The organism is Longimicrobium sp. (genome assembly GCF_036388275.1).
Classification (GTDB): domain Bacteria; phylum Gemmatimonadota; class Gemmatimonadetes; order Longimicrobiales; family Longimicrobiaceae; genus Longimicrobium.
The window spans coordinates 149130-171626 of record NZ_DASVSF010000011.1 but is presented as its reverse complement, the minus strand read 5'-3'; the positions used below and the strand labels follow the sequence as shown (position 1 = coordinate 171626).

Here is a 22497-nt window from a genome sequence, read left to right as displayed (position 1 = left end):
CACGGTCAAGCGGCCCGCCCATCGAGCGATGGGACGGGCCGCTCGACGCCGATCAGATCGGTGCGGGCGGGCTGCCGCGGCCTCCGAGGAGCGTGTAGCCCTCGGAGCGGGCGACGTACGTAGCGGCGGTGATGTCTCCCGCCACGTTCAGCGTCGTCCGGCACATGTCCAGGATGCGGTCCACGCCCAGGATGATGCCGATCAGCGCGGGGTTCACGCCGATGGACGCCAGCATGACGATGATGAAGGGAATGGAGCCCGAGGGCACCCCCGCGGTGCCGATGCCGCCCAGGATGGCCATGTAGGCGATGGTGATCTGCGCGCCCAGCGACAGGTCTACCCCGGCGATCTGCGCCAGGAAGAGCACCGTCACCCCCTCGTACAGCGCCGTTCCGTTCTGGTTGGCCGTGGCGCCCACCGTCAGCACGAACGAGTTGATCTCCGGCGGCACGCCCAGGTTCTTTTCCGTCACCCGCAGCGCGGTGGGGAGCGTCGCGTTGGACGAGGACGTGGAGAACGCCGTCATCATCACCGTCTTGATCCGCCGGAAGAACTCCAGCGGCGGAATGCGCGAGAGCAGCCACACCGACAGCGAGTACACGCCGAACATCTGCAGCGCCAGCCCCAGCAGCACCGTGGCCATGAACCACGCCAGCGTGCCCAGCAGGTCCAGCCCGAACCCGGCGGTGTTGGCGAAGAGCAGGGCCGCCACGGCGTAGGGCGCCATCTTCATGATCAGCTCGATCAGCTTCACCGAGATGTCGAACAGCGCCTCCATCACCTTGATGAAGGGCGCCGCCACGGTGGGCCGCACCAGCGTGGAGGCCACGCCCAGCGCCAGGGCGAAGAACATCACGTGCAGCAGGTTGGGCGTCTCTCCCGCCGCCGCGGCCACCGGGTTGGCGGGAACGATGGTTTCCACCACCTGGGTCAGCACCGGCTTTTTCGCCGCGTCGTTTTCCGTCGCTGCCTCCACCCGCTTGGCGGCGTCCTGCCCGTAGCGCGCCTCCAGCCCCGCGGCGGTGGTGGCATCGATGCGCTCGCCGGGGCGGATGGTGTTGGCCAGCGTAATGCCGATCACGACGGAGATGGCCGACACCACCAGGGTGTAGCCGAAAGCCTTCGCGCCCACGCGGCCCAGCCTGCGGATGTCGCCGATGCCCGCCACGCCCACCACCAGGGCGGAAAAGACGAGCGGCATCACCACCATCAGCAGCAGCCGCAGGAAGAGCGCGCCGATGGGCGAGGCCACGTTGTTCACCGTCCACGCCAGCCCCGGATGGTCCGCGCCCAGCAGGGCGTTGGCGCCCAGCCCCGCCGCGGCGCCGATCACCAGCCCCAGCAGGATCTTCGTGTGAAGCGGCATGCCGCGCGGCTTGTCGGGCGTGCGGTCGTCGAGGTCGGTCGACAGTTCGCGCTCGAACGCGTCCGGCGCCGGCACCGCGGGGTCGTTCCTGTCAGTCATGGATTACGGGTCGCTGGCCTGGTAAACGAGACCGGCCCGGTGTTCCCGGGCCGGCCCACAACTGCCCGCGCGCCGACTGTGCACGGCGCGCGCCGAAAGATCAATCGCCCGCCACCGCGTGTGCGTCGTACCGGCGGATTTCGCCGCTCTTGAGCTTGGCCCAGTAGGCCGTCAGCTCGCGCTTGACGTTTCCGCTCAGCATCACCACGCCCAGGATGTTGGGGAACGCCATCCCCAAAATCATCAGGTCGCCGAACTCCAGCACGTTCACCGAGGTGATGATGGAGCCCAGGAACACGAAGAGCAGGAACAGTCCCTGGTAGATGCGCGTGCTGCCGTCGCCGAACAGCCAGGCCCAGCACCGCTCGCCGTAGTACGACCACGAGATCATGGTCGAGTACGCGAACAGGAACACGGCGAACGAGAGCACGTAGGGGAAGAACGAGATGTATTCGCCCATGGCCCGGGACGTCAGCGCCGCGCCCTTGCTCTGCGACACCAGGTCGGCGTACTCGGGGTTGTTGTACGCGCCCGTGATCACGATCACCAGCGCCGTCATGGTGCACACGACGACGGTGTCGATGAAGGGCTCCAGCAGCGCCACGATCCCTTCGCGAACGGGATATGGCGTCTTGGCGGCCGAGTGCGCGATGGCCGCCGAGCCGGCGCCCGCCTCGTTGCTGAACGCCGCGCGCCGGAAGCCCGTCACCAGCACGCCGATGAACCCGCCGTACCCCGCCGCGGGGGTGAACGCCTGCGACACGATGGCGCCGATGGCCCCGGGAATGGCGCTGAAGTTCATCAGCAGGATGGCGAGCGCGGCCAGCACGTACACGCCGCACATCAGCGGGACGATCTTCTCCGCCACGTTCGCAATGCGCTTGATCCCGCCGACGATGACGATGCCCGTGATTACCGTCATGAACAGGCCATAGATCCACGGCTGCTCGGCCAGGAACGGCAGCGTCTCCTGCATGGCGTTCAGCGACTGGTTCACCTGGAAGCTGTTGCCGCCTCCCAGCGAGCCGCCGATGCACAAAATGCTGAACATCACGGCCAGGAACATCCCCAGCCGCGGCCAGCCCTTCTCCTTGAGCCCCTTCGACAGGTACTCCATGGCACCGCCCATGATGCGGCCGTCGGGGCGTACCTCGCGGTACTGCTGGCCCAGCGTGCACTCGGCGAACTTGCTGCTCATTCCCAGCAGGCCGGCGATGATCATCCAGAAGGTGGCGCCCGGGCCGCCCACGCTCACGGCGATGGCCACGCCCGCGATGTTGCCCAGCCCCACCGTGGCCGAAAGCGCCGCGCTGAGCGCCTGGAAGTGGCTGACCTCGCCCACGTCGGTGGGATCGCTGTACTTGCCGCGGACCACCTGGATGGCGTGGCCGAACCCGCGGAAGTTGATGAAGTTCATCTTCACCGTGAAGAAGATGGCGCCCAGCACCAGCCAGAGCACCACCAGCGGCAGCACGGCCGCGTCGGTGAAGAACAGCACGTCGAAGAAGAAGACGGCGGAGATCAGCTGGTTCACCGTCCCCATCGCCCGGTCGATGCCACCCATCAGGCCGGGCTGGGCCTCTTCGGCCGGCTGCGCCTCTTCGGAGGTGGCCACCGGGGCCTGTTCGGCGCCGCCGGGGGCCTGCGCGGCGTCCAGCCCCGGCGCGGGGCCGGCGGGCTGCGCCGACTCCGCGGCGGGGGCCTGCGCCAGCACGGGCGCGGCGGTGCACAGCGGCGTCGCAAGCATGGCGATCGCCATCCAGCGCAGGACTGCGGATCTGGGCTTCATCGGCGGTGGAGTTCGGGGGAACGTGGGCGTGCGCGGGTGAGCAGGGCTCATACTCGCGTCGGGGTGACGCAAGTTCCGTCCAGAGTAGCTGCTGCTGGATTCACACGGCCCGCGTCCGCACCTTGAGAGGGGCACGACGGGCGCGTTATCTTACGACTTTCTGAGCCGAAGCCAAGCCCTCGCCCGACGGATCCATGCGCGCCGACGAAATCCGCTCCCGCTTTCTGGACTACTTCGCCCACCAGGGGCACGCCGTGCGTCCGTCGTCGTCGCTCGTTCCGGGCGACGATCCCACGCTGCTGTTCACGAACGCGGGGATGGTGCAGTTCAAGAAGGTGTTCCTGGGGATGGAGGAGGCGCCGTTCACCCGCGCCGCCACCAGCCAGAAGTGCGTGCGCGCCGGCGGCAAGCACAACGACCTGGAGGCGGTGGGCGTCACGGCGCGCCACCACACCTTCTTCGAGATGCTGGGCAACTTTTCGTTCGGCGACTACTTCAAGCGCGACGCCATCCGGTTCGCCTGGGAGCTGCTGACCGAGGAGTTCGGCATTCCCCGGGAGCGGCTGTGGGTGACGGTGCACCACACCGACGACGAGGCGCGGCAGCTGTGGCTGGAGATCGCCGACATCAGCCCCGAGCGCGTCTTTGGGCTGGGCGACAAGGACAACTTCTGGCAGATGGCCGATACCGGGCCCTGCGGCCCCTGCTCGGAGATCCACTTCGACCTGCGCCCCGAGGGGCGGCGCGGGACCGAGGTGTCGCGCGAGGAGTTCGAGGAGCTGGGCGAGAAGGGCGAGTTCCTGGAGATCTGGAACCTGGTCTTCATGCAGTTCGACCGCGACGCGGATGGCGAACTTCACCCGCTTCCGGCGCCGTGCGTGGACACGGGGATGGGGCTGGAGCGCCTTGCGTCCGTGCTGCAGGGCGTGGACGCCAACTACAAGACTGACCTGTTCACCAACGTGATCGCCCGGGCGGTGGAGGTCGTGGGCGTGCCCTACGAGTACGACACGCCACAGGGCGTATCGTACCGCGTGCTGGCGGACCACGGGCGCGCCACGGCGTTCCTGCTGGCGGATGGCGTATTCCCGTCCAACGAGGGCCGCGGGTACGTGCTGCGCCGCATCCTGCGCCGCGCGGTTCGCCACGCGTACCTGCTGGGCCGCCGCGCGCCGACGCTGGTGGAAGTGGTCGAGGCCGTCATCGACCGCATGGGGGTGACGTTTCCCGAGCTGCTGGGCCGCCGTGAGTACATCGTCAGCAACACGCGGGCGGAGGAGGAGCGCTTCCTGGCCACGATCGACGCGGGGATCAAGCTGTTCGACCAGCTGGCCCCCGTGGGAGGCAGCGGGACGATCGCCGGCGCGCAGGTCTTCAAGCTGTACGACACCTTCGGCTTTCCGGTAGACCTGACGGAGCTGATGGCGCAGGAGCGGGGCTACGCGGTCGATTGGGAGGGTTTCGAGCGCGAGCTGGACGCCCAGCGCCAGCGCAGCCGTGAAGACCGCAAGGCAGCGGGGATCGGGGTGGAGGCGGACGCGTTCGCCATGGGCTGGGAAGAGGTGCCGGGCGACACGGCCGACCAGGATTTCGCCGCGTATCGCGCCACGGCCGCGCAGACCGACATCCTGACGTTCCGGCGGATGGAGGACGGGCGGATGGCGCTGCAGCTGCGCGAAAACCCGTTCTACGCCGAGAGCGGCGGCCAGGTGAGCGATCGCGGCCACGTGCGTGGCGACGGCTGGTCGATGACGGTGAACGAGGTGCGCAAGGTGGCGGGCCGCGTGGCTGTCGTCGGCGCGGTGGAGGGCGACTTCATCCCTGGTCCCGTAACGGCGGAGGTGGACGAGCCGCCGCGGCGCGACACCGAGCGCAACCACACCGCCACGCACCTGCTGCATGCCGCGCTGCGCCGCGTGCTGGGCGAGCACGTGCACCAGCGGGGATCGCTGGTGGCGCCCGACCGCCTGCGCTTCGACTTCACGCACGGCGGACCCATGACGCCCGACCAGGTCTCCACCGTCGAGGGGATGGTGAACGAGGCGGTGTGGGCCAACTACGACGTGTGCTCCAACCAGATGGCGTACCCCGACGCCATCGCCCGGGGCGCCATGGCCCTGTTCAGCGAAAAGTACGGCGACGTGGTGCGCGTGGTGGAGATCCCCGGCGTGTCGATGGAGCTGTGCGGCGGCACCCACGTGCGGACGACAGGGCAGATCGGGTTGTTCCGCATCCTCTCGGAAAGCGGCGTGGCGGCGGGGGTGCGGCGCATCGAGGCGGTGACGGGGCGCGAGGCGTTCGAGCGGGTGCGCCGCGACGAGCGTACCCTGCGCGAGGCCGCCAGCCTGCTGAGGACGCGCGAGGAGAACCTGCTGCCGCGCATTCAGCAGGTGCTGGAGCAGGGCCGTGACCTGCAGAAGCAGCTGGAAAAGGCGCGCACCTCCGGCGGCGGCGACGTAGTGTCCACGCTCCTGGCATCCGCGGCGTCCCTGGACGGCGTGCGGGTCGTGACGTCCAGCGGAGCATTCGGCAGCGTCGACGAAATGAAGGCGCTGGGCGACGTTCTTCGCGAGCGGCTGGGGAGCGGTGTCGCCGTGCTGGCCGAAACCGAGGGCGGAAAGCCGATGATTGTCGTGGTGGTCACGGACGACCTGATTCGGCGCGGCATTCGGGCCGATGCAGTCGTTCGTGAGGTGGCGGCGCTGGCCGGAGGGAAGGGCGGCGGCAAGCCGCACATGGCGCAGGCCGGCGTAGGCGATCCCTCGCGCGTGCCCGGCGCCATGGAGAAGGTGCGCGAAATCGTCGAGGGCCTGCTGGCCGGCGCCCCCGCGTGAACCCGGCGGAAGAGTGGATCCGCGGGCGGCTGCGGGGCGCGCCGCCCGCGCTGCTCGACACCATGGTCGCCGTGCTTCCCGCGGACCCGGCGCTCCCCGTGCCGGACGCGCTGGCCGCCGCCGCGCTGGCGCTCTACGCCCGGTTGCGCGGGGAAAGCCGCGAAGAAGCGCTTCCATTGCTGGCGGCGGACGCGCTGTTCACCCACGCCCTGGAAGCCCAGGCCGAGGTGGACCCGGACGGGCTTTCCGCGCTGGCGGACCGCATGGGTGCCGCGGGGGCGCTCGGCTGGATGATGCCCGCATGACGGTGGGCGTGGCGCTACTGCTACGATCACTGGCGATGCCGTAGGGCCGGAGAATTTCGCATGCGGACAGACGGGGCCGGCTCCACGCCACGGAGCCGGCCCCTTCGTTTCGTCCGGCGAGATTTCGTCGAGTGAGATTTCGGCTGGCGCCTGGACTTCCAGGAGAAGCAACGTTCCGCGCGGCGCCTCCCGCGGGAAGTCAACGCTTTTTTGGGGGATCCGGGATTACAAGGAGGGTGTTCGCCGCAATGCACGTCTGCCGCGCCTTCAGCGGCGCGACCCGCTGCACGGTGATGCGCGCGCCCACCAGCGGCGCACCGCCGGCGTGCAGTTCCGCGCGGTGCAGGCGCCCCGTCATGGCCATGGGCACTGGCCGTCCCACCCTGCCGTCCGCGAAGATGGGCGCGGCTAGCAGGGTTGCGGCCGGCGAGCGCGCCACGCGCGCGACCATCACCAACGCCTCCCCACGCGCGGGAAAGCTCATCCGCAGCGTCGCGCCCGCCTCGCAGTAGCGCCAGGTGGCGGCCGCGGGCTGCGCGGAGTGGGCTACCGCGCGCGCGGTGGCGTTCTCGTAGAGGGCGAAGCTGACGTCGGCGCCGCGCTCCAGGTTCCTGCCGACCAGCCGCAGCAGCGCCCCGTGCTGGTAGACCCACGGCGCGGGGTCGGCGCGCGAGCCGGCGTCGGGGCACTCCCAAGTGTTTCCCACCACGATCACCCAGCGGCGCCGGGGCAGCTCGTCGGCCCACCAGGGAGTGCGGACCTGCCGTCCTTCGCACGGAACCGGGTGGAGCATGGTCCCGGGCCGCTGCAGCGCCGCAAACACGTACGTGCTCCAGTAGCCGCCCAGGAGCGTCGCCCCGGGGGCCCGCTGCTCGAGACGGGCGGCGACGTTCGCCAGCCCCTGCGGGTACGCCGGGGCCGATGCGGGGACCCGCAGCACGCTCGCCGCCAGCCCCGCGATCCCCGCCAGCGCCAGCACCCCCCGCCACCGGCGCGACACGCGGGGAAGGCTCGCGGCCAAGCACACCAGCGTAATCAGCCCCGCCAGCGTCCCGAAGACGAAGACGAGCGAGAAATAGCGCACGTGGAACTCGTTCATGCGCACGTGGCGCACGAGAAAGAACACCGGTAGCTGGACCGCGGCCATCATCCAGCAGGCGAGCACCAGCGCCGCGCCCTCCACCCGCCAGGAGGGCGACCGCCCGCCTCGCGCTCTCCAGAGCACGACCACGGCGGCGAGTGCGCCGGCGGTCGCCACCACCAGCAGGGGCATGGAGGCGGATGCAGCCAGCCTCGACCAGACACGCCGCGCGTTGTCCGCCAGGTGCCCGTGGTCGATGACCAGCCCCGTCCGGAAGTACCCGCCGAACCGGGCGTGGCAGTAGAGGTCGAAGGCGGCGCGGAGCAGCCGCCCGGCGAGCATCCCCGCCATCACGATCAGCCCGCTCTCCGCCAGCCTCCGCCGCAGGGAGCGGCCCGGCTCCGCATCCAGCGCGTGCGCCCGGACGGCCTCGACCCCCGCTACCATCAGGAGCATCTGGCCGCTCAGCGGCGACGTCCACTGGGCCAGGAACACGGCGCAGGCGGTTGAGCCGCGCACCCACCAAAAGCCGCGCCCGTCGGGGTTCGGCCGATCGCCAAGCCGTCGGAGCCCCCACCAGGCGAGCAGAAGGGCGGTGATCTGCCAGGCGTAGGGGTGCGCCGCGTCGAAGAGAGGGACGCGGGAATCGGAGTTGCCCACGAGCACGGCGGCCAGCAGTCCGCCCGCCGCCCACCCCCAGACGCCGGCGAGGCGCGCCATCACCACAGTCGCCATCAGCACCCATGCGGTGCCCACCAGGTGCAGGTCCGCGTAGTCGAACGCGTGCCCCGAGACGCGGCTGGCCGCCCGCAGCAGCAGCAGGTGCCACGTGCCCAGCCGGTCCTGCCCCCAGTAGTAGACGTCGAACAGGCTCCATTCCCGCGCGCGGATCATCAGCACGGGAATGGCCAGGTCGGAGTTGAAGTCCTTCGGACGCGGATGGAGCGCGCGGCTGATCCACGGCGCGGCGAGCACCGGCAGGCACGCCAGCGCTGCCCAGAGCGGGAGCCACGCCCTCCGGCCCAAACGCGGTACAGCGGCGAGCTTTCCGCGCACCCAGCCGCGCGGCTCCCCGTTCACGTCGGCGAGCCTGCCGCTGGTTGTGGTCGAATACGGCATGCGTATGGGAAGAAAGCCGCGATTTGGTCGATGCATGAGCGACGGGCCTGCGAGCGGGAAGCCATTGATACACCCACAGTCATCATCCTGCAACCCGCGATCGTCGGCTTCCTGATGGGTCTGCTGTAACCAATCGCCAGTGGCAGGGTACCTCAGGGCCCGCATCCCGGACTCGCCGATGTGCGGACCCTTCGTTCGCCAGAACTTGCCTGGATGCCGATGCACCGCCTGCTGTCGCTATTCGCCCTTTCCATTCTCGCCGCCTGTGGCCCGGGCGAGGACCGTCCCGCGTACACCGCCGCGCCGGGCGGCTCTGCGCCCGCTACTGTCGGCGCGCCACAGCCCGCCGCGGATACCACGTGGGCCCTTCGGTTCGACGGCGCCGGCCCGCTGCGCATCGGAATGACGGTGGACGAGGCCCGCGCGGCGCTCGGAGGCGACTTTCAGCCCGATGGCCAAGCCGTGGGCACGGTAGACGGTCCGCAGGGCTGCCAGTACGCCCGCTCAGGCCGGCTGCCCGAGGGGATGATGGTAATGTTGGAGGGAGCGCGCGTGGTGCGCGTGGAGGTGGATTCGGGGAATGTCGCCACGGTGGAAGGCGGGCGGATCGGGGACTCGGAGACGCGGATCCAGCAGACGTATCAGGGTCGCGTGGAGGTGCAGCCGCACAAGTACACAGACGGCCACTACCTCATCGTGCGCCCGGCGGACGGGGATACGACGCGCCAGTTGATCTTTGAGACGGACGGCAGTCGGGTGCTCCGCTTCCGCGCCGGCCAGCACCCGCAGGTGGGCTACGTGGAGGGCTGCTCGTAAAGCAGTCTTCCACCGGGGCAGGGGAACGCGATCAGGGATCCCGCGGGACCGCGTTCCCGTCCGCCTGCTCGGCAGGATCATGAATCGCGAAGTACCGCGGATGGTACACGTAGTCTTCGCCGGACCCGTCGATCACACGCACGAACCCCCTGGCCTCCCACCGTGGGTCTGGGATCATCTCGTATCGCTTGTTGAGTTCGAGGTCCACCTCGTACCCTTCGTTCCTAACGCATTCAACGAACCTCCCTCCGGAACTCTGCAGGTTGTTCATGGCTCCATCCCGGTACTCGCGTTGGTCCTTCGCGGCGCTCACCGACCGATCGCTCATCAGGAGGCTTGGCGGATTGTACTCTCTTCAGCATGCCCCGCTTCTACAGGAACAAAGCAACGTTTCGGGAACATGAAGTCATCCCCGGTTTCATCGATCACGCGCAGGAACCCCCGTCGCTCACCGACAGGGTCGGGAAGCCTGTGGTAAACGCGGCCGACCCGGAGGTCTACCTCATAGCCAATGTTCTGCACGCACAGGACGAACTGTGCGTTCGCCGGCTGCTCAGTCATCGCAGTCCTCCATGTTTGATCTTCATCCCGCGCTTCCCGATTCCGTGTGCCTCGTATCAGTGAACTTCCTCCGTGATGGCCTCTCCGGTCTGGACATACAGAACGGTAGCGTGTCCCTTGCACTTGCGCCACTGCCCCGGGCCATACATCTGCCGGAGCCACGCCAGGTGCCGGATGCCGTGGCCTCGGGCGTTGGTCATCACGTCGCGGATGGGTCCGACGATCTCGAAGTCCTCTCCAAATTGCATAATCCCGGCCGATCTGCGAGTTTGGTGCGGGGGTCAGGCGCCGGTCGAACAGGCCCCTGAAATCTAGCACCGAAACCGTCCAGAACGTGCATCTTTACCCGCCACAGCCCGGACCAGTTTTGAACCTCATCCAAGCCCTCCACGAGGCGCGCGCGGCCGAGAAGGAGCAGGCGCTTTTCTACCGCGGGCTGGCCGCGCAGGCCGAAGACCGCGGCGACGCCGAGCTCAGCGAGCGCTGCAACGAGCTGCACGCCGACGAGCAGCACCACCTTTCCCGCCTGACGGCACGCCTGCTGGAACTGGGCGCCACCCTCCCCGACCTCGACCACGTCTCCTCAGAGGCGGTGGGGATGGAGGCGTGGGAAGCCGCGGCCCGCACGCGCGAAGAGGCCGAGGTGCTTCGCTACGAGCAGCTGCTGAAGAGTGGGATGGACGACGCGACCCGCGCGCTGCTCGGCGAAATCCTGGACACCGAGCGGCACCACGCCGAGGAGCTGGGGGGAAAGTGGACAACCGCCTGATGCTTGGACTCAGAGGGCGCCGTGCGCTGGTGTCGGGCGCGTCGCGAGGGGTGGGGCGCGCCACGGCGCTGATGCTGGCGCGCGCCGGCGCCGACGTGGGCGTGGGCTACGCCACGCGCGAGGCCGAGGCCAACGAGGTCGTGGGCCTGGCGCGCGACCTGGGCGTGCGCGCCTTTGCGCAGGCCGCCGACGTGAGCACGCCCTGGGGCGCCGAGATGCTGTTCGAGCGCTGCCTGGTGGAGTTGGGGGGCGTGGACGTGTTCGTGGCCAACGCGGGGATCTGGGTGCCCGACGACGTGCCTCTGGCCGGCATGGCCGACGCGCAGTGGGAGCGCACCATCACCGCCAACCTCACCTCCGTCTTCCAGACCGTGCGGCTCGCCGCCCGCTTCGTGACCGACGGCGGCCGCATCGTCATCGTCTCGTCCACGGCCGGGCAGCGCGGCGAGGCGTTCCACGCCGACTACGCCGCCAGCAAGGGGGCGCTGATCTCGTTCACCAAGTCCGTGGCGGTGGAGCTGGCCGAGCGCGACGTGACGGTGAACTGCGTTGCACCGGGGTGGATCGACACCGAGATGATCGAGCGGCCGCTGGCGGAGCGGCGCGGCCCGATCGAGGCGGGCATTCCCCTGGGCCGCGTCGCCAGCGCCGACGACGTGGCCGGCCCCATCGTCTTCCTCTGCTCCACCCTGGCGCGCCACGTGACGGGTGAGGTGCTGAACGTCAACGGCGGGAGCGTGCTCTGTGGCTAAGCCGCGCGTGCTGCTGCTGGCCACGGGCGGCACCATCTCCATGCAGGTGGACGCCGAGCGCGGCGGCGCCGTCCCGCGGCTGAGCGGGCGCGAGATCCTGGACTCGCTCCCCGGTGTGGAAGCGGTCGCACGGGTGGAGGTGCGCGAGTTCGGGCGCCTGCCGGGTCCGCACGTGACTATCGAGCGCATGTGGGAGATGAGGGCTGCCGTACTCGCCGCGCTCGACGAGGGCTACGACGGCGTGGTGGTCACCCACGGCACCGACACCATCGAAGAGACGGCGTACCTGCTGGACCGGTCCATCGCGTCCGGCCACCCCGTCGTCATCACCGGGGCCATGCGCAACTCCTCGGAGCTGTCGTGGGACGGGCCCGCCAACCTGATGGCCGCCATCGAGGTGGCGGCGGCGCCGGAAGCCGGTGGCCGAGGCACGATGGTGGTGATGGACGACGAAATCGTGCAGGGCGCGGAGGTGGTGAAGACCCACACCGAGGCGGCGGGCACCTTCCGCTCGCCCAACTGGGGTCCGCTGGGCGTCACCGACAAGGGCCGCGTGCTGTTCTACCGCGAGTCGCGCCGCAAGCCGCCGCTCACGCCCACCGTTCCCGCCACGCCGGTGGACCTGGTGAAGATCGTGGCGGGGGCGGACTCGCGGCTGCTGGAGGCCAGCCTGCAAACCGGGGCGCAGGGCATCGTGCTGGAGGCGCTGGGGCGGGGAAACGTGCCGCCGGAGGTGATGCCCGGCATGCAGCGCTGGGCAGACGCGGGCCAGCCGATGGTCATTACCTCGCGGTCGCTGCGCGGGCGGGTGCTGGATACTTACGCCTATCCCGGCGGAGGCCACATGCTGCGGGAGATGGGCGCCATCTTCGCCGACCACATGACGGGGCAGCAGGCGCGCATCGAGCTGATGCTGGCGATCGGCGTGCACGGCCGGGACCTCGGCGCCATCCGCGAGGTGATCGAAGCCGGGCGCTACGAGCACTGAGGGGGAAGGCTGGAAATTTCTCGTAAGTCTTTGTAGATTCAGATACTTGCCCCAGCATCTGCCCCGTCCGCGCCACCTCGCGCCGCGGGGCAGCCGCACGATGCTCCCATCCTCTCGCACCGTAGACCTCCTGATGCGCACTCTCCTTCGTGTTGCCGTCCTTTCGCTTTCCGCCGCCCTCGCCGCCCCGGCCGCCGCCCAGCAGGCCGCGCCGTCGGCCCCGGCCGCGGCGCAGCAGCCCGCGTCCTTGGGCGTGACCTTCAACGCCTTCGTGGCACTCAAGCCCGGGATGACGGCGGACGACGTGGCGCGGGTGATCGGCCGCCCCGGCCGCGAGCTGAGCCGGGCCCAGGCCGGGGGCTACACCACGGTTTCGTACCAGTGGATGGCCGATGACATGAGCGCGATCATGGTGACGCTGCAGAACGATGCGGTGATCAACGTCACGCAGATGTCGTTGAAGCCGCCGTACCCCGTGCGCCCGGCGACGCTGGCCACGCACGCCCAGCTTCGCCCGGGGATGACGCTGGAGCAGGCGATGGACGTCCTCGGGCCCGGCATTCCCATGAGCATGACCAGGCTGATGAACACCGTCACGTTCTCGGTGTCCTGGCCGGGCGAGTCGCTGGGATCCATGCTGCTGGTTACCTTCCAGGACGGGAAGCTCGCGTCCAGCATGCAGGCCGGACTGCGGTAGGCCTCTCTCCGCGGTCGATCCATCAGCGCCCCTCCGTGTCTCTGGAGGGGCGCTTTTTTCGTGTTCTGCACCCGCGGCATCCGGGTCACCTGACCCATTGAGCCAACTCCTTGGAGGAACGGTACATAAGTGGTGGTGCGGCAGGCTTTCCCCGCTGGGTCGGAGATGCCACGGGCACGCGCTCCCTCCGGGCAACCCCATCCGCAAGGCAAGCTGTTTTTCGGCAATCACTTAGGCCGCTGGCGGTGCGCCGTGCCGCCTCCGGCCTCGTCCGTGCCTTGGATGGGGGACGTGCCGCGGCAGAGTGCCGGGCACGCAAAACATCCAAAAACCTCCCGACCACCGGGTGATCGCCATGAAGATCCGCACTCTTGCCCTGCTGCTTCCCCTCGCCGCCGCTGCCTGCGACGACGCTCCCACCATCTCCGCGGGTACGTCCGCCCCGCTGGCGACCTCGTACGATGCGCCCAAGACCGGCGAGGGATACCTGCCCGGCGCGGGCGGCGTCCAGCTGTTCTATCGCGTGTACGGCAGCGGCCCCGACACGGCGGTGGTGATCTCCGGCGGCCCCGGGCTGTCGCTGGGCTACCTGGACCGTGACCTGGCGCCGCTCGCGCACGGCCGCACGGTCATCTTCTACGACTCGCGCGGCGCGGGCCGGTCCACACTGCTCTTCGATCCGGCGCAGATGGGCATCCAGCAGCACGTGGCGGATGTGGAAGCCGTTCGCCAGCACTTCGGCATCGGAAAGCTGTCCCTGGTCGGCCACTCGTGGGGCGCCATGGTCGCGCCGATGTACGCGGCGCAGTACCCGGCGAACGTGAACCGGCTGGTGATGGTGACGCCCGGCCCCGTGCAGGCGCACTACGACGCGCAGTTCGAGGCGGAGCGCATCGCCCGCACCTCCGCCGCCGCGCTGCAGCGCCAGGGTGAGCTGTTCGGCGAGCTGGCGGGCGGGCAGTCGCCGGACCCCGCCGCGGCGTGCGAGGAGCTGCTCAGCATCTGGTTCCCCGCCTACTTCCATGACGCCGGCAATATGGCGAACCTGAAGGGCAGCTGGTGCGACGTCCCGGCCCCCGCGGCCAACGCGCTGCTCTTTACGATGGTGGTGGGCCGTGCATCGCTGGGCCCGGACTTCGACCTGCGGCCGATGCTGCGGACGGTGCAGGCACCCGTGCTCGTCATCCACGGCGCCGCCGACCCCATCCCCTTCCAGAGCACGAAGACCTATGCCGACGAGATCCCCGGCGCCCGCTTCAGCGTGATCCAGCAGGCGGGGCACTTCCCCTGGCTGGAGCAGCCCACGGCGTTCTTTACGCAGGTGAACAACTTCCTGCGCCGCCAGGACGTGGCCCACTGAGCGGGTGATCGGCCCCGAGCGACGGGGCTGGCGATCGCGTACCTGAGGACGAAATCCCCCGCGCCGGAGCATCGGCGCGGGGGATTCTTTCGCGTGGGGGCCCCTCCCCCGGCCCCTCCCCGCACAAACAACGTGCGGAGAGGGGAGAACTTCGGTCGGGTTCGATCGGGTGCCTCGCATGCCGCGGGAGCCCCCTCCCCCGCCCCCGTCCCCCGCTGCGCAGGGGAGGGGGAGACCTGAATCGCGCTCCGGTTGGCGTCGCGCACTCGGCTGCGCGTGCAGTCCGCGCAGGCGGACTTCGGGCCGTGGTTGCCGCGAATTCATTCGCCCCAGCGGCGCCGAGGCCTCGCCGCTCCTTGGACAAGTGTGTGCGGCCCATCAACGGCGACCCGATCCCCCCGATCAAAATCTCAGTGTCACACCTCTTGCGTAAGCTGCCGTGGCAGACTATCGTTGCGAAAATTATCCTGGATGGCAGATCAACCTAAGAAAGTAAAGTGCACGGGCCCACTCGGCTGGATGACATCGATCTGCGGCTGCTGGAGATGCTGCAGGAGAACGGGCGCACCTCGCAGCACGACCTGGCGCAGGCGGTGGGGCTTTCGTCGCCGGCGGTGGGCGAGCGGGTGCGGAAGCTCGAGGAACGCGGGATCATCCGCCGGTTCACCGTCGTGGTGGATCCCAAGCGGCTGGGGCGCGACGTGACCGCCTTCATCGCCGTAGGGATGGCCGGCTCGCCCCACTACCCGGAGTTCCGGGAGCGAGTGATGGCCCACGGCGAAGTGCTGGAGTGCCACAGCATCACCGGCCAGGGATCGCACCTGCTGAAGATCCGCACCGACAGCACCTCGACGCTCGAGGGGCTGCTGGCCGAGATCCAGGCGTGGCCCGGCGTGCAGTGGACCACCACCAGCATCGTGCTTTCGACGATCAAGGAAACCAGCGACCTGCGGCTGGGCCCGCGCCCCACGGGCGACGCAGGCTGAATTCCAGGGCGGGGCAGCGGCCCCGATGGACGCGACACAGCACTCAAACCCTTGCAAGGAACAGAAGCCCATGCCCAGGACCACCGCCCGGTTCGACACCCTGGCCGCCGCCACGGGGTGGGGCGCCGACAGCCGCCACGGCAACGGCACCTCCGAGCCGATGGACATCGAAAGCCTCTTCGGCAGCAACACCTTCGGGTTGGCGGAGATGCGCGCGCGGCTGCCGAAGCAGATCTACAAGGCGCTCTGCCGCACCGTGGACCACGGCGAGCCGCTGGACCCGTCCGTGGCCGACGCGGTAGCGCTGGCCATGAAGGAGTGGGCGCTGGAAAAGGGCGCCTCGCACTTCACCCACTGGTTTCAGCCGCTGACCGGCAGCACCGCCGAAAAGCACGACAGCTTCATCACCCCCAACGAGGGTGGCGGCGCCGTCGCCGAGTTCAACGGCAAGGAGCTGATCCAGGGCGAGCCCGACGCGTCGTCGTTCCCCTCGGGCGGCCTGCGCGCCACCTTCGAGGCCCGCGGCTACACCGCGTGGGACCCCACCTCGCCCGCGTTCATCGTGTCGACGCCGGCCGGGTGCTATCTCAGCATCCCCACGGCCTTCCTGTCGTGGACGGGCGACGCGCTCGACACCAAGATCCCGCTGCTGCGGTCGATGTCGGCGCTGGCGGTGCAGGCCAAGCGCTCGCTGGCCCTGTTCGGCGCCACGTCGGAGAAAGTGACGGCCACCTGCGGGCCGGAGCAGGAGTTCTTCCTGATCGACCAGGAGTTCTTCTACCGCCGGCCGGACCTGGTGACCACGGGGCGTACGCTGTTCGGCGCCAAGCCGCCGCGCGGGCAGGAGCTGGAAGACCACTACTTCGGCAGCATTCCCGACCGCGTCCTGGCGTTCATGATGGAGGTGGAGCGCGAGCTGTACCGGCTGGGCGTGCCCGTGAAGACGCGGCACAACGAGGTGGCGCCCGGGCAGTTCGAGATGGCGCCCATCTACGAGAACGCCAACCTGGCGGCCGACCACCAGCAGCTGATGATGATCACGCTGCGCAAGGCGGCGCGGAACTTCGGCCTCGCCTGCCTGCTGCACGAGAAGCCCTTCGCGGGCGTCAACGGCAGCGGCAAGCACCTGAACTGGTCGCTGGGAACGGAGAGCGCCAACCTGCTGGAGCCGGGCGAAACACCGCACGACAACATGCAGTTCCTGTTCTTCTGCACGGCCGTGCTGCGCGCGGTGGACCGGCACCAGGACCTGATCCGCGCGACCGTGGCGCACGCCGGCAACGACCACCGCCTGGGCGCAAACGAGGCGCCGCCGGCCATCATCTCGGTGTTCCTGGGCGACCAGCTGGCGGACGTGTTCGAGCAGATCGAGCGCGCCGGCACGGCCACGGAAAGCAAGCAGGGCGGCCTGCTGGGGCTGGGCTCGCCGGTGCTGCCGAACCTTCCGCAGCACGCGGGGGACCGCAACCGCACGTCCCCCTTCGCCTTCACGGGCAACAAGTTCGAGTTCCGCGCGCCGGGCTCGTCGCAGTCGGTGTCGTTCGCGGCCACGGTGCTCAACACCATCATGGCCGAGTCGCTCGACGAGCTGAACACGCTGCTGGATGCGGAGCTGGAGAAGGGAACGTCGTTCGAGGACGCGCTGCGCACGCTGATCGCGTCGGAGATCCGTAAGGTCAAGCGCATCATCTTCAACGGCGACGGCTACAGCGACGATTGGAAGGACGAGGCCGCCCGCCGCGGGCTGCTGAACCTGCCCAACACGCTCGACGCGCTGGAGATGCTCCCTGGCGAGAAGAACCGGGCGCTGTTCGAGAAGTACGGTGTTCTTTCGCACCGCGAGCTGGAAAGCCGGCACGAGGTGGCGCTGGACCAGTACTTCAAGACGGTGAACATCGAGGGCGAAACCACGGCCGACATCGCCAGCACCATGATCCTGCCGGCCGCGGTGCGCTACCTGAACGACCTGGTGGCCGCCGCCGACCGCACCCGCACGCTGGGCGTGGAAACGCGCGGGCTCACCCGCACGGTGAAGATCGTGAACGAACTCGTGGATGAGCTTCGCGACGCGCTGGACGCGCTGGTGGAGCAGAACGCCGAGCTGGGCGGCGAGACCGTGCACAGCAAGGCGTACCACGTGCGCGACAACGTGGTCCCGGCGATGGGCGCCGTGCGCGCCGCCGCCGACCGCCTGGAGAAGGTGGTGCCCGACGACTACTGGCCATTGCCGACGTACCGCGACATGCTGTTCGTGAAGTAAGGCGGACGCCGATCGCCGGATGTACAACGGGCCGCTCCCCTTTCCGGGAGCGGCCCGTTGTACATCGCGAAGGGCTCGTCCCCGCGCTAGCCCCGCTGCGCGCGGAGGGCGTGGTGGACGGCGGAGACGATGCGGTCCACCGACGACGGGGCGAGGTCGGGGAAAAGCGGCAGCGTCAGCACCTCGCGCGCCGCTTGCTCGGCGACGGGAAAGGGGCCTTTCGCGTGCGGGGCGTACGGACGCTCGCGGGGAACAGGCAGGTCGTAGTGCACCGAGGCCTCCACGCCCGACGCGCGGATGGCGTGAACGAGCTCGTCGCGCCGCAGCGGTGGGGCGGCCCGTGCTACGTACATCTGGTAGACGTGGGTGGTCCCGCCCCGCCGGTACGGCAGTGCCAGCCCGGTGTCCGCAAGCCCGGCGGACAGCCGTGCGGCGAGCTGTGCGCGCGCCTCGTTCATGGCGTCCACCCGGGCAAGCTGCACGCGGCCGAGGGCCGCCTGCGGGGCGCTCAGGCGAAAGTTGGCGCCCGGCTCGGTGATGCGGCGCGCCCACGGGACGGCGGGCCGGGCGCGGGGGCTCCGGTCCACCCCGTGCGAGGCGAGCGCGCGTGCCCGGGCGACGAGCCGCTCGTCGCCGGACACCAGCATGCCGCCTTCGCCGGTGGTCATGTTCTTGGTCGGAAAGAAGCTGAAGCAGCCGGCGCCGCCGAACGAGCCCACGCGGCGGCCGTCCACCTGCGCGCCCGCGGCCTGGGCCGCGTCTTCCACCAGCAGCAGTCCATGCGAGCGGGCGAGTTCGGCCAGCGCCCCGATGTCGCAGGGAGCGCCCGCGATGTGCACCGCCAGAATGGCCTCGGTGTGCGGGCCGATCGCCGCGCGCACCGCGTCTACGTCCAGCCCGAGCGTGAGCGGCTCCACGTCGGCGAAGATCGGCGTGGCCCCCGCGCGCACCACCGCATTGGCCGTCGCGACGTAGGTGAAGGCGGGGACGATCACCTCGCCGCGAACGCCCGAGGCCTCCAGCGCCAGCTGCAGCGCGCTGGCGCACGAGTTCAGCCCGAGCCCGTGCGACACCCCCACGTGTCGTGCGAACTCCGCCTCGAAGGCCTCGTTCTCGGGAGAGTGGGTCAGCCAGCCGCTGCGCAGCGAGCGCGCAACCGCCGCCAGCTCGGCCTCGCCGATGGAGGGAGCACCCAGCGGCACGGGCGCGGGCGCGTCCACGCGCGGCACGGCGCGGTCCGGAACCGCACGCCCGGCGTGCGCGACCAGGAGGCGCACCCCTTCTTCCAGGGGGACGCGGGGCTCGAAACCGAGAACCCGCCGCGTCTTCGCGGAGTCCAGCGTGCCACGCCGCGGCCGCCGCGGCCGCTCCGGACGGGGCACCAGCCGTGCTTCGGGGATGTACGTCCGTACCACTTCCGCGAGCGTGCGCAGCGGCCGCGCGTCGCCGGCCGATACATTCAGCACCTCGCCCGCGGCGTCCGGTGCGTCAAGGGCGAGCACCAGCGCGCGCGCCGCGTCCTCGACCCAGGTGAAGTCGAGCTTCTCGTCGCCGTTGTCGAAGAGCTCCAGCTCGCGCCCGGCGAGCGCCGCGTCCACGAACCGCTGCACTACGCGGCCGTTGAAGTCTCCCGGCCCGTACACGGCGCTGGCGCGTACGATCACGGCTTCCACCCCCGTGCGACGGCCCCACGCGGTGACCAGCACCTCGGCGGCGAGCTTGCTGGCGCCGTAGGGCTCTTCCGGCCGCGTCGGGTGCGTCTCTGCCGCGCTGTCGCTTTCGAACGACCCATAGACCAGTGACGACGAGGCGAAAACCACCCGCTGTGCCCCACCCGCCGCTTCGCACGCCAGCAGCAGCGCGTTGGTAGCAGCCAGGTTCGCCTCGAATGCGAGCTGCGGCGCACGGGACGCCACGTCGGCCCGCGAAAGTCCGGCGAGATGCAGCACGTGCGTGGGCCGGCAGTCGGCCACCACGGCGTGCACCGCCTCGCGGTCGCGCAAATCCACCTCGCGGAACGAAACCCCGTCCAGCGCGGCCAGCCGGGCGCGGCGTCGATCCACCTCGAGAACGGCCGCGGGCTCCAGCGGCTCGCCGTTGAACCAGCCGTTGTCTACCGCGACGGCCTCTATGCCGCACCGCGCAAGCTCGGCACAGACGTACCCGCCGACGAAGCCGAGTCCGCCCGTAACCAGCACACGCATGGGGCTCGCGCGCTCAAACTGTTCATTTTGTGGCCGATTGCAGGCGGTATGCTGAGATTGCATTTCCGAGTTGCAGGAGGAAGAAACGACCGGGCAGACGGGACGAGCGGAAGGAACCGCAGATCGGGGAAGCCCCGCTCGGCGTGCGCCGGCCCGTCTGCGGGAGTGCCGGGTCAGCCCCCGGCGGCGACGCCGTACGCGTCCAGCTCGCCGCGCAGGTGGTTCAGGTGCGTGGTGAACAGGCTGTCTTCTTCCACCGTCTCACGGCCATCCGCCGTCAGGAGCGCCAAGCCCAAGCCGCTCAACGCGGTCACCACCTGGTCGGCGTTGCGGGTGCCGCGCTCGCGGTCCATCTCCAGGATGGCGCGCAGGTAGGCCGGCGTCTCGGTCAGAAAGGCGTGGAGCGCGTCGGGGTCGTTGGCCATCTCCATGCTTTCCATCGCCGCCGTGCGCAGGTCGTCGTGCGAGTGCTCGCCCTTGCCCGCGGCGTGGAACACGCGCCCGTACACGTCCAGCTCGCGGCGGTGAAGGTCGTCGTCGCCGGCCATCAGCAGCCCCAGGAAGTGCGACAGGTGCCGGGCCGCGTCTTCCGTGACGGGGCCTTCGCCGTGCCAGTAGCCCTGCTGCTCCGCCTGCTCCGCGGCCTGCACGATCATGCGGGCCAGCTCGTCGGGCGGAAGGTTCGTCGGGTGGTTCACGTGGTAGCTGTTGGGCGAGAGGGATTCAGCGGCCGCCGAAGGTCTGGACCACGCTGAGGGATACGGGGCGGCAGTTGGACTGTGCCGGGGTGAACCGGGCGCGCATCAGGCCGTCGCGAACGGCCGCGGCGAAGGCACGGTCGGAGCTGTCGAGCACTTCCACCGAGCCGGGGATCACTCGCCCGGCGGGATCGACGTCGTACTTGACGGTGGCGGCGGGCGGGCGGTCTCCGCCGGACTGCGCCGGGCGTGACACGTTCAGGCTGCCCGGGACCACGCGGACGGGCTCCTGGTGCACGGCGAACCGCACCACGGGTGCGCCGGCTTCCGGCGCCCCGCCGAACCCGATCGTCACCCGTAGCGAATCGCCCGCGAGCCCGGCGAGTAGCGCGGGCAGGTCGGGGCTGGCCGGTGCCCCGTCGCGAAAGATCGGCTCCAGCGACCGGTCGAAGGCGCGGTCGCCCGACGGCTGCACGACGCGCAGCAGGGCAGGCCGTCCGGTGCGCCGGAGCGTTACTTCGGCCCGGGCCACGTGGCGCGCCTCAGGCGACCAGTCTTCCGGCCAGCGCGGCTCCGGCGGCAGAATGCGGCTCCGCAGGCGGCTCAGCCCCGGGATGCTCCCCCGGCGCCGGCTGGGCGGCTCCCAGCGGCGCGCAACGGCGTCGGCCAGGGCGTGCGCGTACGCCGAATCCAGTGCGGTTCCATCCCCGGCCTTCACCCACACGGGATAGCCCCGGACGTCCTCCGCTACCGGGCAGCGGTCCACGCGGAACGGGGAGCCCTGGCCCGCGGCGGGCACGGACGCGAACGTGAGAGCGGCGGCCAGGAGCAGGCGCGGGTAGTTCATCATCGAACGGGCGGGTGGCGGGACGGGTGAAAAGTGGCCCCGCCAGCTTCAGGGGGCAAGACGCGGCACCTCGTCCGCGCCCGAGCCCACGGTCCGACTCTCACCAGCGCCGGTCCACGCCGTACTCGTCCAGCATCCGGTCCCGCCCGATCACCGGTACGTTCTCCTCCAGCGCTTGTGCCACGATCATGCGGTCGAACGGGTCCTTGTGATGCCGCGGCAACTGCTCGAACTCAAGGATGTGCTGAAGCTCGATCCGAAGCAGAGCAATGTTGTGTTCCCGGAGTCCGCCGTTGATGAACTCAGGGAATGGCTTGGCTAGGGATAGCTTCCCCTGGTTCGACTTGATGCCCATCTCCCAGAGGCTGGCCGTGCTGACCAGAAGCTCGTTGCTAGGATCGAGAGTCATCGCACGCGCATTCCCCGAGAGTTCCGGCCCGCCACTCAGGAGCCAGATGAACGCGTGGGTGTCGAGAAGGAACCTCATTCGTCGTCCTCCTCGAACTCCGGGAGCGGGTCGTCGAAGTCCGGAGACATCCAGACCATGCCACGCATGCTTCCGAATCGCCGCTGTGGCGGCGGCTCGCCAGGCAACGTGACGAACCGTTCGACGCCGTTCTCGACCACCGTCTTGAACATCTCGCGTGTCGAGATCACCACCTTGCGATGCTTGCTGGGATCGGGTTCCGAGGCGTTGCTCTGGGCGGCCTTCTCCCTTGCGAACGCGATCGCGTCCTCCTCCCGCGTGAACTCGACATCGCGGATCAGCTCACCGCCATCATAGACGAGCCAGCTCCGGCGCGTGGGGATCACGTGCCAGTCGAGGATCACGTCGAAAACGGGTTTCTCGTCCATCACTGCCGTACGGCGCATGGGATCTCCGGATCATCGGAATGGATGACGCGGCACAACGCGTACCCTGGGGAACCCGCCCCGCGTGAGGATTGCGGTGCCGCAAGTGGACAG

General features: G+C 69.7%; 20 protein-coding genes. 10 read left to right on the top strand and 10 right to left on the bottom strand.

Features of this window, described 5'->3' with window-relative positions; all coding sequences use genetic code 11:
- Positions 1-52: 52 nt before the first annotated feature.
- Complete coding sequence (locus tag VF632_RS04690; RefSeq protein WP_331021696.1) at positions 53-1465, bottom strand: dicarboxylate/amino acid:cation symporter; 1413 nt, start codon at positions 1463-1465, stop codon at positions 53-55.
- A 100-nt stretch (positions 1466-1565) separates the two neighbouring features.
- A complete protein-coding gene (locus tag VF632_RS04685; RefSeq protein ID WP_331021695.1) occupies positions 1566-3254 on the bottom strand; it encodes an amino acid carrier protein in 1689 nt (562 codons plus the stop codon).
- Between the two features lie 194 nt (positions 3255-3448).
- Between VF632_RS04685 and alaS the strand changes: the two genes are divergently transcribed.
- Positions 3449-6088 (top strand): alanine--tRNA ligase, encoded by a 2640-nt coding sequence (alaS, locus tag VF632_RS04680; RefSeq protein ID WP_331021694.1) that lies wholly within the window; start codon positions 3449-3451, stop codon positions 6086-6088.
- Positions 6085-6393: a hypothetical protein gene (locus VF632_RS04675; protein WP_331021693.1), complete on the top strand. Its 309-nt coding sequence runs from the start codon at positions 6085-6087 to the stop codon at positions 6391-6393. The genes alaS and VF632_RS04675 overlap by 4 nt, the downstream gene beginning before the upstream one ends.
- A 199-nt stretch (positions 6394-6592) precedes the next feature.
- Here the strand turns inward: VF632_RS04675 and VF632_RS04670 are convergent, their stop codons facing one another.
- A complete protein-coding gene (locus tag VF632_RS04670) occupies positions 6593-8593 on the bottom strand; it encodes a hypothetical protein (protein ID WP_331021692.1) in 2001 nt (666 codons plus the stop codon).
- 213 nt (positions 8594-8806) lie between these two features.
- Here VF632_RS04670 and VF632_RS04665 point away from each other — a divergent pair, with 213 nt between their 5' ends.
- Positions 8807-9409, top strand: a complete 603-nt coding sequence (locus VF632_RS04665; RefSeq protein ID WP_331021691.1) for a hypothetical protein — start codon at positions 8807-8809, stop codon at positions 9407-9409.
- 31 nt (positions 9410-9440) lie between these two features.
- On the opposite strand, the gene VF632_RS04660 is transcribed toward VF632_RS04665, so the two are convergent.
- Positions 9441-9680, bottom strand: coding sequence for a hypothetical protein (locus VF632_RS04660; protein WP_331021690.1), 240 nt, complete (start codon positions 9678-9680; stop codon positions 9441-9443).
- Between the two features lie 56 nt (positions 9681-9736).
- Positions 9737-9970, bottom strand: a complete 234-nt coding sequence (locus tag VF632_RS04655) for a hypothetical protein (protein WP_331021689.1) — start codon at positions 9968-9970, stop codon at positions 9737-9739.
- 367 nt (positions 9971-10337) lie between these two features.
- Here VF632_RS04655 and VF632_RS04650 point away from each other — a divergent pair, with 367 nt between their 5' ends.
- The 7 genes from VF632_RS04650 (at position 10338) to VF632_RS04620 (ending at position 17782) form a co-directional block, all read left to right on the top strand.
- A complete protein-coding gene (locus VF632_RS04650) occupies positions 10338-10739 on the top strand; it encodes a ferritin-like domain-containing protein (protein ID WP_331021688.1) in 402 nt (133 codons plus the stop codon).
- The gene (locus tag VF632_RS04645; RefSeq protein ID WP_331021687.1) at positions 10739-11491 is read left to right on the top strand and encodes an SDR family NAD(P)-dependent oxidoreductase; all 753 of its coding nucleotides are present in this window, start codon (positions 10739-10741) and stop codon (positions 11489-11491) included. Before VF632_RS04650 ends, VF632_RS04645 begins: the two co-directional genes overlap by 1 nt.
- Entirely contained in the window at positions 11484-12479 is a 996-nt protein-coding gene (locus VF632_RS04640) for an asparaginase (protein WP_331021686.1), read from the top strand. Before VF632_RS04645 ends, VF632_RS04640 begins: the two co-directional genes overlap by 8 nt.
- A 133-nt stretch (positions 12480-12612) precedes the next feature.
- The gene (locus VF632_RS04635) at positions 12613-13176 is read left to right on the top strand and encodes a hypothetical protein (RefSeq protein WP_331021685.1); all 564 of its coding nucleotides are present in this window, start codon (positions 12613-12615) and stop codon (positions 13174-13176) included.
- 355 nt (positions 13177-13531) lie between these two features.
- Entirely contained in the window at positions 13532-14536 is a 1005-nt protein-coding gene (locus VF632_RS04630; RefSeq protein WP_331021684.1) for an alpha/beta hydrolase, read from the top strand.
- Positions 14537-15033: 497 nt separating this feature from the next.
- Positions 15034-15522 carry an Lrp/AsnC family transcriptional regulator gene (locus tag VF632_RS04625; RefSeq protein WP_331021683.1) on the top strand — a complete coding sequence of 163 codons (489 nt, stop codon included), beginning with the start codon at positions 15034-15036 and terminating at the stop codon, positions 15520-15522.
- 70 nt (positions 15523-15592) lie between these two features.
- Positions 15593-17782, top strand: a complete 2190-nt coding sequence (locus VF632_RS04620) for a glutamine synthetase III (RefSeq protein WP_331021682.1) — start codon at positions 15593-15595, stop codon at positions 17780-17782.
- A gap of 86 nt (positions 17783-17868) precedes the next feature.
- On the opposite strand, the gene VF632_RS04615 is transcribed toward VF632_RS04620, so the two are convergent.
- The 5 genes from VF632_RS04615 to VF632_RS04595 all read right to left on the bottom strand — a co-directional run bounded on the left by VF632_RS04615 (position 17869) and on the right by VF632_RS04595 (position 22404).
- A complete protein-coding gene (locus VF632_RS04615) occupies positions 17869-19986 on the bottom strand; it encodes a DegT/DnrJ/EryC1/StrS family aminotransferase (protein ID WP_331021681.1) in 2118 nt (705 codons plus the stop codon).
- 173 nt (positions 19987-20159) lie between these two features.
- Positions 20160-20684 carry a hypothetical protein gene (locus VF632_RS04610; protein WP_331021680.1) on the bottom strand — a complete coding sequence of 175 codons (525 nt, stop codon included), beginning with the start codon at positions 20682-20684 and terminating at the stop codon, positions 20160-20162.
- Between the two features lie 25 nt (positions 20685-20709).
- Positions 20710-21534, bottom strand: a complete 825-nt coding sequence (locus tag VF632_RS04605) for a hypothetical protein (protein WP_331021679.1) — start codon at positions 21532-21534, stop codon at positions 20710-20712.
- A gap of 97 nt (positions 21535-21631) precedes the next feature.
- On the bottom strand, positions 21632-22018 hold the full coding sequence (locus tag VF632_RS04600) for a type II toxin-antitoxin system VapC family toxin (protein ID WP_331021678.1): 387 nt from the start codon (positions 22016-22018) through the stop codon (positions 21632-21634).
- Entirely contained in the window at positions 22015-22404 is a 390-nt protein-coding gene (locus VF632_RS04595; protein ID WP_331021677.1) for a DUF2281 domain-containing protein, read from the bottom strand. Before VF632_RS04595 ends, VF632_RS04600 begins: the two co-directional genes overlap by 4 nt.
- Positions 22405-22497: the final 93 nt, after the last annotated feature.